The organism is Candidatus Eisenbacteria bacterium (genome assembly GCA_018831195.1).
In the GTDB taxonomy this organism is placed as follows: Bacteria; Eisenbacteria; RBG-16-71-46; order CAIMUX01; family JAHJDP01; genus JAHJDP01.
This window is the reverse complement of the sequence record JAHJDP010000042.1, coordinates 104035-118492: the sequence shown is the minus strand read 5'-3', so window position 1 is coordinate 118492 and position 14458 is coordinate 104035. Positions and strand designations below refer to the sequence as shown.

Sequence of the window (14458 nt, the reverse complement as noted above, 5' to 3'; positions counted from 1 at the left end):
GTCCCCTCCCTCTTGATGTGGTACACGCATTCGTTAATGAATCATCGGAGGAAAACCAGACTCACCTGAGCGGATAATGAGAATATTATTAACAGATTTATGATCTTCCGCATCTCTCTAACTGAAATATTCACAATATGTTAGAACGATGCCCGTACGCCGCATGGAAGCCGGGCTTCAATCAATGAGGCCGGCGGAGATTTGATTGGAAAGTAGCTTTGCCGTCATCGCGCGCTATGGTAGCCGAGATTCGGTTCCAGCCAATGTTCACATTCTTCAACCGAAATCCCTTTGCGTTTAGCGTAGTCCCTGACTTGATCAATTCCGATCATACCGACAGAAAAATTATGGGAATCCGGATGAGAGAAATACCATCCCGATACAGAGGCCGCTGGATTCATGGAAAAGTTCTCTGTCAGCTCGACCCCGATATTTTCCTGTGCCTTTAACAATCTGAAAAGTGTCTCCTTTTCTGTGTGATCCGGACATGCCGGATACCCGGGAGCCGGCCGGATGCCTCTGTATTTCTCAGCGATCATCTCTTCCGATTGCAGGACCTCATCAGGCGCATAGCCCCAGATCTCGCGGCGAATGCGGGCATGAAGAAACTCGGCATAAGCTTCCGCCAGCCGATCCGCCAACGCCTTGATGATGATCTCCCGGTAGTCATCATGGCCGTCTGTAAGCGCCTGGATCGCCTTCGGCACTCCGAATCCGGCGGAGACAACAAAGGCTCCGACAAAATCAGGGATTCCCGTTTTTGCAGGCGCAATAAAATCCGATAAGCAGCGGTTTGAACCGGCCTGGGCGCCTTCGGTCTGCCGCCGGAGATGATGCATCACCATGCGGATTTCTGAGCGGTTTTCATCATTATAGATGACAATATCATCCCCTATGGCATTCGCCGGGAAGATCCCCGCCACGGCGCGGGCCTCGAGCCATCCATCCTTTGCAATTCGATGTAACAAACCCAATGAATCGTTAAACAGTCGTTTGGCTTCTTCACCATATTTTTCTGAATCGAAGATCTGAGGATACCGGCCCTGAAGCTTCCAGGCGCGGAAGAAGGGCGACCAATCAATGAAGTGGATCAAGCCTTCAAGTGGATCATCTTTAAAAACCTGTATTCCGGCGATTTTGGGGATGGGGGGCTTGTAGGCGCGCCACTTCACCGGGGTGCATCGCGACCGCGCCACTTCGATCGGCAAGAGGGTTCCCTTTGAATCATCCCGCTCCCGCTTTTCGCGCAGCTCGCGATAGGCTTTCTTCGTTTTCCGAATCGTCTCCATGGCTGTCGACGTATGGAGAAGATCGCCCGCCACGGTGACGGCGCGGGAGGCATCCGTCACATGAACAACGGCGCCGTCATAGACTGGATCAATTTTAACGGCGGTATGGACCCGCGAGGTCGTGGCTCCCCCGATCAGCAAAGGTGTCTTTAATCCCCGGCGTTGCATCTCCCCTGCGACATGAATCATTTCATTCAGCGATGGTGAGATGAGTCCGCTGATGCCGATCAAATCGACCTTTTCCCGCAGCGCTGTTTCAAGGATTTCCTCCACCGGCGTCATGACCCCGAGATCAATGATCTTATAATTGTTGCACCCCAGAACAACACCGACGATATTTTTTCCGATATCGTGCACATCGCCTTTGACGGTTGCCAGAAGGATTTTGCCCCTCACCGGCGAATCTCCAAGCTGTTTTTCCACCTCAAGATAAGGCGCTAACACATCAACGGCCAATTTCATGACACGGGCGCTCCGGATCACCTGGGGCAGAAACATTTTCCCGGAACCGAACAATTCACCGACCTCGTTCATCCCGTTCATCAGAGGGCCTTCAATAACCGCTAACGGCGATTCCAGTTCCTTCATCGCCTCAAGGGCGTCTTCAGCGATATATTCTGTGATCCCGTTCACCAGGGCGTGGCTGATCCTGCTGGTGGTTCCTTCCCGCCGCCAGGTAGGATCCGCCGGGTCTTCCTTGACCTTTGATTCGGTACGGATCGCCAGAGCGGTGAGCCTCTCTGTGGCGTCCGGGCGGCGATTGAGAATGACATCCTCGACGGCGGATCGCAGTTCCGGGTCGATCTCTGCATAAACCGCCAGCTGCCCGGCATTCACAATACCCATATCCATGCCCGCATTAACGGCATGATAAAGAAAGACCGAGTGCATCGCCTCCCGGACCGTGTCATTCCCACGGAATGAAAAGGAAAGATTGCTGACCCCGCCGCTGATGAGGCCGTGGGGAAACTCCTGTTTGATCTGCCGGCAGGCTTCAAGATAGGCTAAGGCGTAATTGTTGTGCTCCTTCATTCCTGTCGCCACGGCGAAGATATTCGGATCGAATATTATATCTTCGGGGGGGAATTGGATCTTTGAGGTCAATAATGTATAAGCCCTGCGGCATGTTTCCATCTTGCGCTGCAGCGTATCCGCCTGCCCCTTTTCATCGAAGGACATGACGATCACCGCCGCGCCATAAAGGCGGACAATCCCGGCCCGCCGCAAAAACTCCTCCTCCCCATCCTTGAGGCTGATGGAGTTGACGACGCCTTTCCCCTGCAGGCATTTCAAACCGGCTTCGATCACTTCCCACCGGCTCGAATCAATCATGATGGGAACGCGGGCGATCTCGGGATCAGAAGCGACAAGCTGAAGAAACTTCACCATTGCCGGTACGGCTTCAATCGCCGCGTCATCCATATTGACATCGATGAGCTGTGCGCCGTTTTGAACCTGCCGTCGTCCGACATCCAGCGCCTCCTCGAATTTACCGAAGCGAATCAATCGGGCGAACCGTGAGGAGCCGGCGACATTGGTGCGTTCGCCGATATTTACAAAAAGCGAATCTGGACGAATGTTCAATGGCTCCAGGCCACTGAGCCGGCATGATCGATCGACCAGCGGGATGTCACGCGGTCTGATTCCATTCACCGCCGCGGCTATGGCCTTTATATGATCCGGCGTCGATCCACAGCACCCTCCGACAATGTTTACCAACCCATCTTCAGCAAACTCCCGAAGCCGTTCGGCCATTTCCTCGGGGCTCTCATCATATCCCCCGAGTTCATTTGGTAATCCGGCATTGGGGTGAACGGTCACGAGGGTATCACAAATCCGTGACAGTTCCTGCAAGTGGGGGCGCAAGGCCTTTGCGCCGAAGGAGCAATTCAGACCGACGCAGAAGGGTTCGGCATGGCGAATCGAGTACCAGAAGGCCTCAACGGTCTGACCGATCAAGTTTCGTCCCGCGGTGTCGGCCAGTGTCCCTGAAATCCACACCGGCAGATCCGATCCCTGCTCTTTCAGAAGCTCGCGGATGGCCGCAATGGCGGCTTTTCCGTTCAGGGTATCGAAAATCGTTTCAACCAAAAGGATATCGACCCCGCCCGCCATCAATCCGGCCGCCTGTTCCCGATACGACAGCTTCAACTCATCAAATGTGATATTGCGAAATCCCGGATCATTGACATCGGGCGATATAGAGCCACTCCGATTCGTCGGCCCAAGACTTCCGGCGACAAAACGCGGTTTGCTCGGATCCTGCCGGGTCGCCGCATCCGCAGCGATGCGGGCCAGCCGCGCCGCTATCAGATTCATCTCATGGGCGCAGGATTCGGTTCCATAATCGGATTGACTGATTGATGTGGCATTGAAAGTGTTAGTGGATATGATATCCGCGCCGGCTTCCAGGTAGGTTTGATAAATCCGGCTGATGAGCTCCGGCTGAGTCAATGAAAGCAGATCGTTGTTGCCCAGAAGATCACAGACGTGCCCGGCGAATCGCGCCCCGCGATAATCAGCCTCCGTCAGTCCTTGGGCCTGGATCAGGGATCCCATCGCCCCATCCAGAACCAGGATCCGGCGGGATAATTGTTGTTCGAGTTCTTGTCTGCCGGGCATGCATCAGTCCCTAGATTGCCATCGATCCGCTGATCATCCGCCGACCCATCGAAGACCTACCCTCTATCCGTTTCTTCTTTATCCGTCAGCTGATCTGAAATATCAAGATTCTGCGTCCATCAATCTTCATCGGTTGACCGGGGTTTTGGAAGCACAAATCCAATGATTCCCAAAATGAGGAGGACCGGCAGGATAAAACGGGCGAAGTACCAAATCGTCTTTGTTTGTAATGGGTTTTCACCGAGCAATTTGTTGGCCCTAAGCAACAAGAGATTGGGATCTTCCTTGGGGCGTATGAGTTTGTCCTTCGACGGATGCACAATCCGCACCGTCTCGCTCATCGGGTTCCCATATATTTCAGCAACAGGATCGCCTGGGACATACAGGCTTTGATTCAATCCAACGATGGAAGGATCATGAGGTGTAATGATCAAGACATCCTTCCCGAGGCCTTTATCCAATGCCAGGGCGGCGATGAGGACCAATGCCGCGCCGCCGAATCCAAGAACCAGGACCAACGGTCTCAATCTAGATAAATATCTGCGGAATGTCATGACACTCTCCACTTCGATCCTGCGATTTATGGGCAAATCAAGAGACGGGGTGAGCCGGGCTATCTGCCGGCCTCAACCCCGCCTCCATCCCCTGGCGCCCGCGCCGGCTACTCACCAGCCACTGCGTATCCTGTAAAAGTCACCTTCCAGGTGTCATTCACCTTGGCCGCGGCCATATCAGGAATCTTCACGCCGAAGTCCGAAAGTTTGACATTAAAAGGCGCGGTCACCTTGATCCACTCGCCCGGCTCCAAACCGGCCTTGATCGCCGCATCAGCCGGGATCTGGCGAACCTCCGCCGTCGTCATGATTTCTTTGGAGACGCCATGCATCGTGAACATTCCCTTTACTTCCCAACTCATACCGGACATCAGCTTCACACTGCTTGAGACAAAGGTGATGCTGGGAAACTGTGCGGCATCCAGCCAACCGGGAGAGCGCATATGCTCGTCGCGCATATCAATACCGGTCTTTAGGGAAGCGACGGGAACGGAAATGTTCACCTTGGCTGTTTCCTTCTCAAAATCAGCGGTCACATCTCCGGAGGACTTGACACTCGTTCCGACGATCACCTCAAAGTCGGTATCGGACTGGAAAGATATATTCGTCCGCTGATCGCTCTTGCCGAAAACATAGCTCTTTTCAGCGGCAAGCGCGGCGCTGCTCAAACTCGATAGAATAATCAACGCCACCAGGGCAGCCAGGCTGCCGATCCATTTCGTCTTCATTTTTCGCTCCTTTGTTAACGTGTATTTTGTTAACGAGTATGTGGTCGGGAAACATCCCCATCTCTCACTCCACTCCGCGCCGGATAATCCGGCTTTTAACCTCCAGGACGAATGCAGGTTCCATTCCGGGTGCGCCCACGGCCCATTGAGTGAAAATAGGTTACTGGAACACATGGAATTAGCTGATATTGAGACCATTTCTCGTCCTACTGGCCGGTCATGCCTTCTTGTATCTTCCATCATTTCGTGACGGCCGCTACGATCATTCGTCATTGGGAGCAATTTGGAAGGAAAATCCATAGATGGGGCCAGATCGAGCGAGAGAGCGCCATGAGCCCTCCATCGAAGCGGATCCTTCTTGCAACGATCCTCGCTGGCGGACACTCGGCGGGACAGCATTGATCCCATAACCTACTGCGAGAGTAGAGATTGCAATGTCCATCCGGCGAGACTTTTCCAAAATCCCTTCATCCAAATCTTCTGCCCCGGAGTCAAAGTCACCTGATCCCCGCCCCATACATCTTCTGCCCCAGGGCAAAAACCACTCCAAGGCCCTGGATCCGATACCGAGCACTGGTCAAGAAGATAAGCGTCAACATTGATTTCAATTGAAGGCGGTTGGGAATGAAAGGGCGCTTTCTACTGGCGACAGGCATCCTTTGCAGTGTCCTTCCGGCCGGTTGCTCCAGGGATGAGCTGACAACACCAGACAACCAGGGAGCGGCGCTCGCCGAGGAAACGATCGGGAGTAAGGGCGGTACCGTTGCCGCGGATGAGATCATTCTGACCATTCCCGCCGGTGCGTTGGCCGCGGATCAGACATTGAGTATTTATGAAAGCACCGCTCAGCACCCCTTTTCACAAAGCAGTGAACCGGTCTTTCTCCTGAACGGCCTTCCTGAGAGCTTGGGCGCCGCCGTCATCCTCAAGGTCTATACCGGCGATGCGGGAAAAGCCGGATCCACCTCCATGGTGAATGCCAGCGATAGCGGCAGGGACGGTTCCACCACTCTCTTTCTGGGTGAAGAACGCGAATCACAGAGCCGCGGCCGGGAACTGACCCGGTATGAAGTGGCTTGTCAAGATAGCGTCGGATGGTGTATCGCCAGCCTCGACCGGGGTCCTTATGAGATGGATAACAAAGCTGTGCCGACCCTCCAGGTAACGCCGGTTAAGGGCCTCAGCCGCGTTATGTCATCCCGAAATCATTTTGAAATTACCTACCACCCGGAGCAGGCCACAGTATCACAAAAAGAATCAGTAGAATCCGCTACCCCCCGCCGAACAACCTCGGCAGGAAAAGACTCAGATCAGGCCAGTAGGTAATAACGAGCAGTGCAATCAGAAGCGTTATCAAAAACGGGAATGTCGAACGATAGACCTCGACCACGGGCCGCTGAAAACGATACGAGGAGATGAATAGATTCAATCCCACCGGCGGCGTCATATAGCCGATCTCGAGGTTCGCGAGAAAAATAATCCCCAAATGTATAAGATTGACGTCATACTCCTGCGCGATCGGGATGATCAAAGGCACGACAACAATCAGGGCCGAGAAGATATCCATCAGGCACCCGACCACCAGCAGGAAGGCGTTGAGCAGCATCAAAAAGGCGAGACGGCTCGTGACCAGTCCGCGGATTCCATCGAGGATTCTCAGCGGCACCTCGGCATCAACGAGGAAGTTGGTCAATCCCAAGGCCGCGGCAAGGATCACCAGGATCCCGCCCACCAGGGTCATGCTCTCGCGCACGATCCCGCTCAGTTTGTTGAGCGGGATATCCCGGTAAATGAAAACCTCGACGATCAAAGCATAAAGAGCCGTTACCGACGCCGCCTCGGTGACGGTCAGCTTGCCGCCGTAGATCCCGCCGAGAATGATAAAGGGCAGGGGCACTTCCCAAGCGCCCTCACGGAAAGCGCTCCACAATTCGCCCCAGCGAAAAGGCACGCGCCCGCCGAGCTGTATCACGCCCTGGCGCACCGACAGAACCGCCAGCGCGCCGATGAGGAAGATGCCGGGCAATATTCCCGCCAGAAAGAGACGATCCACCGACGGCGCGGCCGCGGAGCTTGTCAGCATGCCGCCGGCGCTCGTCGAAGCGACATAACTGTACAAAATGAGGGGAAGACTGGGAGGGAATAAAAGGCCAAGCGACCCTGATGTCGTGAGAAGACCCAGCGAAAAGCGAGGCGAGAAACCGTCTTTTAAAAGAGCCGGCATGAGCAAACCGCCCATCGCGACAATCGTCACGCCGCTGGCCCCCGTAAAGGCGGTGAAGAGGGCGCAAGCGACCATGGCGACGAGGGCCAATCCACCGGGGACCCATCCGAAGGCGGCTCTTGTTAAACGAACCAGCCGCTGCGGCGTCTTACTTTCACTAAAGAGATACCCGGCGAAGGTGAAAAGAGGGATCGCGATCAGCACGGGTGAGGTCGCGAGACGGACCATCTCGGCGGATACCGAAGCCGAGCCGATATCCTGCGTCCAGAAAGCGACGAGAGCGCCCAGAGCCAGCACGGCAAAGAGCGGCGTGCCGAGCAGAGCCAGTAGAAAAGCGACGACGACGATAATCCAGGTCATGTCGCCTCCGGGCCGGGTTGGGGTTCGGGCTCCGGTGACACCTTGGAATCGGTCATCACCGCAATATCGATCGGCGGAGCATCATCAAATGAGACATCCGTCATATCATGCGGATTCAGCGGCGGCCGTCCCGGTCCGCCGGAATGCGGCCACAGCACCCATCCCAGAAAACGCCACCCTATCCCCACAAAGCCGGCAACAAGAATACTGCTCGCCGCCCAGGAAGGGACACCGAGGAAGGGCTTCGTGCCGAACAGGACCTCACCCTCGAGATACATCCAGGAGGCGTTCGCCAACAAGACTGAAGCGACAAAGGCGACAGCGCTCGTCAGGATCCGGCCCGCCGCCTGATATGATGAAGGGAGCAGGCGGCCCAAGACATCAATTGTGATATGCCGCAATTTCCGGGTCGCCACAAAGGCGCCGAGCAAGCCGATCCAGAGAACGATGTAGCGCAACAATGGATCGATCCAGATCAAGCCGGTATGAAAGAAGTTGCGAAGAACGATTTGAAGCGCGGCCAGGAAAATGGTGGTAAAGAGAAATAATGAAAGAATGGCGCCCTCGGCCGAGCGCACACCCTTGTCCCATCGTTCGGCGCCGAATCTATGGTGGGAAAGGCGCCGAAAAATATACAGAAGAAAATAGAAACCCGCCAGGACCGTTAGAAACACGGGTCCCGGCGTCATGAGACGGAAGATCAGGGGGGATTCACCCATGAGCTAGACCCTGCGTTTAATGAGTCGCTTCCGTCGCCGCATTCTCTCTTACGGTTTTGAGAGCGGCAAGGACCCGGTTGAGAAGAGCTTGATCATAAAGGCGTCCTGTCAATTCCTCCCTGACCTTGCGGCCGATCTTCTGAAACGCCGCATCGGAACCCGCATCAGGGGTGACAAATGTAATGCCCCGCTCCTTTAAAACCTCCAGCGCTTGGTTGTTTTCCCGTTCCGTCTCGATGGCAAGCTGGGCGAAGATCTCCCTGCTATGACGCATCAGCGTCTCGCGATCCTGATCGCTCAATCCTTCCAAGGCGTCGGTCTTAACCACCACGGCGCCCAAAGCGTGAGTCAGCGGCATATCGGTCATATATTTGACACGAGTGAACCATTGCAACGCAATCGATGCCAGCGGCGAAATATAGACCGCCTCTACAAGACCGGTCTGCAATCCGGTCATCACATCGGTCACGGCGAGGGGCACAGGCGAGACATCCAGCGCCCCCAGAAAAGCCTCGGCCAAGGGATCCCCTTCCCAAAGCCAGACCTTCAGACGCTTAAGATCCTTATCATTCCGGACCGGTGTTTTGCTAAAAAGATAGATAAAGCCGACCTCTGACCAACCAAGTAATGTAAAACCTTTTTCCGCGAGGATTTTTTCGAACTCGGGATCCATTTTCTTGTGGACCCTTTTCACATCTTCCTGCGTGCTGAAGAGAAGCGGCAGCTCCATGACCCGCAGCTCCGGCGCCATCTCCCCCAGTCCGACACCGGTCAATCCCGCGCCCTGAAGCTGTTTTGTCCAGATCTTACGAAGAACAAGCGTTTCATCACCTTGTATCCCGCCCGGATAAAATCGAAGTTTCACACGTCCGTCTGTATCTTCTTTAACTTTCGTTGACAGATCGTTCATCAGATTCATCCAGGTCGATCCCTCAGGGGCGACTGTGGCGATCTTTATTGTTGTCGCGGCGTATATGTCTCCGGGAAATCCCGTTCCCAGGAGACAGAGCAGAACAGCACCCGCAAGAACAGCTCGCATGATCAGGTCTCTCCTTTCGGCATCCCACATCACCCGCATCATCGCTCCGGCCTCATCAAACCTGTCCCTGCAGCTACAACACCGCCCTTCCGGTTGAGTTCGAAAACCGGCCCGCAAATATCCCCTCATATCAGCCTGTAAACCCAAGCGCCGGCGGATCCTTTCAGCGAAGGCCGCTCCTTAAAAGATGTCATCCGCCCGCGCCAACCATATTTCCGCCTGCTGCTTGGCCAGAAGATTGAGTAACCGGACCTCCGGCAGAATATCAGGAGAAGCTGCGATAACTTCCCGCAAACTCTTTTCAAAAAGATCCCTGTCAAAAACCTGTTTACAATAGGTGCTGGCGAAATAGACCTGCGTCAACAAAAATTGCCGTTCATTCATCCGAAACGCTTCATCAAAGGCCTCACGCGCTTTTTCGGGATCACCGCCCAAAATCGGCGGACGCATGCTATAAATAGCGCCGCGCAGAATAAGCGGCATGGCATGAAATGTCCCGGGAGCCAGCTCCAATGTGCGATCCAGCATCGCTTCGACCAAAGTCAGGTCGGCGATGGCCTCTGGATCGTTTAAATTCAATCCGATCCAACCGGCCCAGCAGGCGCTCGTCCACAGCATAAGTTCGGCTTTGTCCCTGCCGACGCCGCTCAAGGCCTTCTTCAACTCGAGGTCGCCTCCCCGCAACGCCTCGGCGAAAGTCGCATCCCGGGAGAATGTGCGAAGCCCGATATCCCTCCCCTCCTTATAAAGAATCTCCGCATGGGCGGGATCGGTACCTTCTACAAAACCCATGGCATAAAAGAGGTGCAACTGAACGGCAAGCGCCGCCAGCCCGGCGTCCCCGGGCCGCCCCGCCGCCAGCCCCTTCAATGTGAGGATCTGGGCGGGCAGTCCCTCGCCGACGGTCTGAAGATCGCCGCTTTTCAGAATCTCATCCGAGGCACCGACAAGGATCGGCTTCATGGCGCCGACCGCCATTCCCCGGGAGATGGCGCAACCTGAAAGCAGGGAGGCCGCCGGGATGATGAGGATCGCGAGCAGGAGGATGAGCCGGCATGATGATGTGGAGTGAGTCTGGGTGGCCAATGCAGGATCCTCCAAAAGGGATGAGGGTTGAATGACATCTTAGATTCCAACCGGAGCCCGGTCAAAATCCTCCACTCGGGCCGAAGCCTATTCTTATCCTTCAAAACAACGATTTTTTGGAACCCGAACGCTCCACCGTGTGTTAGGAGAAGGCGGATGGGATGCGGTGCTACCGGGGTGGAAAATCTCGCCACTTGACGACGGATTCGCTCCCCTTTATAATCCGCGCTTATCTGGCAACCTATTCAAATCTAACAAATTAGACGATAGAAACCAAATGTCGGGAGGAAACCCGTAGATGATCGAGGTACGCGACCTGACGAAATGGTATGGTCCGACCCTGGCCGTGGATCACGTCAGCTTCGATGTTCCCAAGGGTGAGGTGCTCGGATTTCTTGGCCCCAACGGGGCGGGCAAGACGACGACAATGCGGATCCTCACCTGCTACATCCCAGCCAGCGGCGGTTCCGCACGCGTCGCCGGTTCTGACGTCTCCACCCAGACAGTGGATGTCCGCCGGCGGATCGGTTATCTCCCTGAAAGCGCTCCGCTCTATCTGGATCTCGGCGTCATCGATTTTCTGGAATTCATCGCTCATGTCCGTGGATTTCGCGGGCAGGATGCCCAAAGACGCATCACCAAGATGGTCGGCACATGCGGGCTGGGCAATGTTCTCCACAAATCGATCGGCGAGTTGTCCAAAGGTTATCGGCAGCGTGTCGGATTGGCGCAGGCTCTCATCCATGATCCGAGCGTGCTGCTGCTGGATGAGCCGACGACCGGTCTCGACCCGAATCAGATCATTGAGATCCGCTCACTGATAAAATCCCTCGGCCGTGAGAAGACGGTGGTCCTCAGCACACACATTCTTCCCGAGGTGGAGGCGACCTGCGACCGGGTTCAGATCATCAATCACGGCAAATTGGTCGCTTCCGGAACACCGGATGAATTGGCGACCAAGGCGCGGGGAGAAACTCAGATTTGGCTGACCGTAAAGGCCAGCCCGGCGGATGCTGAAGAAGGCTTGCGGATGCTGGATGGCGTCCTAGCGATTCAGCTTGAAGAAGAGAAACCGGATCGCACCCGTTATTCCCTGGCCACGGCCGGCAATGAAAACATCGAAGAGCAAATCTTCAAACTGGCCACACAGCGTCATTGGATTCTCACCGAACTTCGTCGTGAAACCGTCAGCCTCGAGGAAATCTTCCTGCGGTTGACGACTCAAGAATCCGATCGATCCACCGCGGACTCAGCGTCCGCCGCAAGTTGAGGAGGCTTGAGATGAGTAACGTTCTGGCGGTGTTCCGCAAGGAATTCAGGAGTTATTTCAACTCCGCCATCGCCTATGTCTTCATCACGATCTTTCTGGTCTTGAGCATATGGCTTTTCTTTAGGAGCTTCTTTTTAATCAATCAAGCCTCGATGCGTGATTTCTTCGGCTTGATCCCGCTGGTCTTTTTGCTTTTCGTCCCCGCCGTTACGATGCGGCTATGGGCGGAAGAGCGAAAAATGGGGACAATGGAGCTCTTGATGACCCTGCCGGTTACGGACTTTCAGGTTGTCTTCGGCAAGTATCTGGCAAGCCTCGCTTTCCTGAGCCTGACCGTCATCCTGACATTCCCCCTGGCCCTCATGGTTGAGGGTCTGGGCAATCCCGATTGGGGGCCCATCATCGGCAGTTATATCGGCGCGATGCTGCTGGGCGGAGCCTATTTGGCGATTGGACTCTTTATCTCGAGTCTCACCGAAAACCAGATTGTGGCCTTCATCATCAGCGTCGTCGCTTGCTTTCTCCTCTTTATCATTGGCGAGGATATCGTCCTCTATTCCATACCCGTTTGGTTGCGATCATTCTGCCAGGCTCTCGGGTTGGGAGCTCATTTCGATTCTGTCGGCCGGGGGGTCATCGATTCACGGGATGTGATTTTCTATCTCTCCCTGATCGGTTTTTTCCTCTACCTCAACGTCCGTTCAATTGAAAAGCGTTCCTGGGCTTAGCCGGAGGAGAGACGAACCCATGCAAGGTAATGTATCAAAGACACTGATTACGGCCCTTGAGGTGGCTCTGGTCTTGGCCATTCTCATTGTGGGAAATTTTGTGGCGGGTCAATACTTCGTCCGCCTGGATCTCACCGAGGACAAGGAATACACCATCAGCCCTTCAACACGCTCGATCCTGGGCAATCTCGATGATGTCGTTTCCGTCAAAGCCTATTTCTCCTCGGATTTGCCGCCCCGTCTCGAGCAGATGCGACGAAAGGTTGCGGATGTCTTGGACGAGTACCGCAACTACGGGGAAGGCCATATCAATGTGGAGTGGATCGATCCGGCAAAGGATCCCGAACTGGAGCAGCAGATGCGCTTTTTGGGGATCCCCCAGGTGCAGGCGCAGGTCCTCGATAAAGATCAACTCCAGGTCAAGAACGTCTATATGGGAATTGCGGTTCAATACGGCGAAAAACGCCAGGCCATCCCCATCATTCAGGACACTTATACATTGGAGTACGATCTCACATCCGCCATCCTTCGGATCACGCTCGATGAGGAGAAGGTGCTGGGATTCCTGACGGGTCAAGGGATAGACCTGGATAAGCAGTATCAGGGCATCCGCCGGCTTCTTGGGGAGCAGTATGAGGTGCGGGTGGTCAATCTCGATTCGGGACGCACATCTATTCCCGAAGAAATCCACACGCTCATCATTCCCAGCCCGGAAGGGGTGACGGATCGGGAGAAGTACGAAATCGATCAATTTATCATGCGCGGCGGCCGGGCGATCTTTCTCATCGACGCGATACGCCTAAACGAGCAGGCCGGTCTCCAGGCGCAGCCGGTGACATCCGGCCTTGAGGATCTTCTGGCCAACTTCGGCGTGCGGGTTCAAAAGGCGATTGTACAGGATACCCGGTTTAATACTCATGCCTCGTTCAGCAACGGGTATATGCAATACAGCGTTCCCTATCCGTTCTGGCCGAAAATTTCCGGTCCCTTCCTCGCCAGGGATCAGGTGGCAACCAGCCGGCTCGAGTCACTGGTTCTCCCCTGGCCCGCGCCGATGAAACTGGATGTGCCGATTGCCGGCGATGACCCTCTCCTCGAGGCTCTTAGCGGCGAAGACCGGGCGCGGGCGCCGGAGCTTGACGGCAGCGGCACCATTCGGTCGATTCCCCAGCCTGTGGGCGCTGACTCAACCGGCGCGGATGAAGCCAAAGAGGCGGGGGAAAGCGAGGCCGAAGGCGCGCCGGTCAGGGCTTATATTTTAGCGCGGACATCGCCCTATTCGGAAACACAGACGGGGCGTTACGACCTGACACCGTCAAACAATCCATTCCAGCCCAGGAATGCTAAAATCGGAAAATCTTATGTTGTCGCGGCGGCCTTGGAAGGGCGATTCAATTCTTACTATGCCGACCGGCCGGCGCCTTCCGCCGATGGATCGGAGGCCGGTCCGGACTCCTTGGCCGAGGCGACAAAAATCAAAGAGAGCGCCGAAACCCAGATCATTGTGCTGGGGAATTCATTCTTCCTTCAGGACAGCTTCCTGGGACAGTTCCCTGAAAACGCCGTTTTCTTCAACAACGCCGTTGATTGGCTGACACTGGGTCCGGAACTCATCGGTATCCGTTCCCGCGGCGCCACCGATCGGCCGTTGAAGGAGATTTCAGATGGCGTTAAGACAACACTCAAGGTGGTTCTGACCCTTGGCCCCGCCCTCTTGGTGATCGTTCTCGGCCTGATCCGGACGATCGCACGAAGGCGGAGACGCGCCGCAGTGGAGGCGGATTTACGAAGTGCGGCCGGACAAAGGGCGTAATCCGGCCTGACAACTTGTAACTATGG

General features: G+C 55.3%; 11 protein-coding genes. 4 read left to right on the top strand and 7 right to left on the bottom strand.

The features are described 5' to 3' along the window. Positions 1 to 224: 224 nt before the first annotated feature. The 3 genes from metH to KJ970_08640 form a co-directional block, all read right to left on the bottom strand. The gene (metH, locus tag KJ970_08650; GenBank protein ID MBU2690985.1) at positions 225 to 3911 is read right to left on the bottom strand and encodes a methionine synthase; all 3687 of its coding nucleotides are present in this window, start codon (positions 3909 to 3911) and stop codon (positions 225 to 227) included. Positions 3912 to 4030: 119 nt separating this feature from the next. Beyond that, positions 4031 to 4465, bottom strand: coding sequence for a hypothetical protein (locus KJ970_08645; GenBank protein MBU2690984.1), 435 nt, complete (start codon positions 4463 to 4465; stop codon positions 4031 to 4033). A 107-nt stretch (positions 4466 to 4572) separates the two neighbouring features. Next, positions 4573 to 5193: a YceI family protein gene (locus tag KJ970_08640; protein MBU2690983.1), complete on the bottom strand. Its 621-nt coding sequence runs from the start codon at positions 5191 to 5193 to the stop codon at positions 4573 to 4575. 624 nt (positions 5194 to 5817) lie between these two features. Between KJ970_08640 and KJ970_08635 the strand changes: the two genes are divergently transcribed. After that, a complete protein-coding gene (locus KJ970_08635) occupies positions 5818 to 6519 on the top strand; it encodes a hypothetical protein (protein MBU2690982.1) in 702 nt (233 codons plus the stop codon). On the opposite strand, the gene KJ970_08630 is transcribed toward KJ970_08635, so the two are convergent. The 4 genes from KJ970_08630 to KJ970_08615 form a co-directional block, all read right to left on the bottom strand. Beyond that, positions 6464 to 7777, bottom strand: a complete 1314-nt coding sequence (locus KJ970_08630) for a TRAP transporter large permease subunit (protein ID MBU2690981.1) — start codon at positions 7775 to 7777, stop codon at positions 6464 to 6466. The genes KJ970_08635 and KJ970_08630 overlap by 56 nt on opposite strands. Then, positions 7774 to 8496, bottom strand: coding sequence for a TRAP transporter small permease (locus tag KJ970_08625; GenBank protein MBU2690980.1), 723 nt, complete (start codon positions 8494 to 8496; stop codon positions 7774 to 7776). Before KJ970_08625 ends, KJ970_08630 begins: the two co-directional genes overlap by 4 nt. A 16-nt stretch (positions 8497 to 8512) precedes the next feature. Beyond that, a complete protein-coding gene (gene dctP / locus KJ970_08620) occupies positions 8513 to 9535 on the bottom strand; it encodes a TRAP transporter substrate-binding protein DctP (GenBank protein ID MBU2690979.1) in 1023 nt (340 codons plus the stop codon). 180 nt (positions 9536 to 9715) lie between these two features. Further along, positions 9716 to 10621 (bottom strand): TRAP transporter TatT component family protein, encoded by a 906-nt coding sequence (locus KJ970_08615; GenBank protein ID MBU2690978.1) that lies wholly within the window; start codon positions 10619 to 10621, stop codon positions 9716 to 9718. A 298-nt stretch (positions 10622 to 10919) separates the two neighbouring features. On the opposite strand from KJ970_08615, the gene KJ970_08610 reads away from it, so the two are divergent. From KJ970_08610 to KJ970_08600, 3 genes are read left to right on the top strand one after another with little or no spacing between them, the layout of a single operon-like run. Then, positions 10920 to 11891: an ATP-binding cassette domain-containing protein gene (locus KJ970_08610; protein MBU2690977.1), complete on the top strand. Its 972-nt coding sequence runs from the start codon at positions 10920 to 10922 to the stop codon at positions 11889 to 11891. Between the two features lie 11 nt (positions 11892 to 11902). Then, complete coding sequence (locus KJ970_08605) at positions 11903 to 12619, top strand: ABC transporter permease subunit (GenBank protein ID MBU2690976.1); 717 nt, start codon at positions 11903 to 11905, stop codon at positions 12617 to 12619. Between the two features lie 19 nt (positions 12620 to 12638). Continuing rightward, positions 12639 to 14432 carry a GldG family protein gene (locus KJ970_08600; protein ID MBU2690975.1) on the top strand — a complete coding sequence of 598 codons (1794 nt, stop codon included), beginning with the start codon at positions 12639 to 12641 and terminating at the stop codon, positions 14430 to 14432. Positions 14433 to 14458 lie beyond the last annotated feature (26 nt).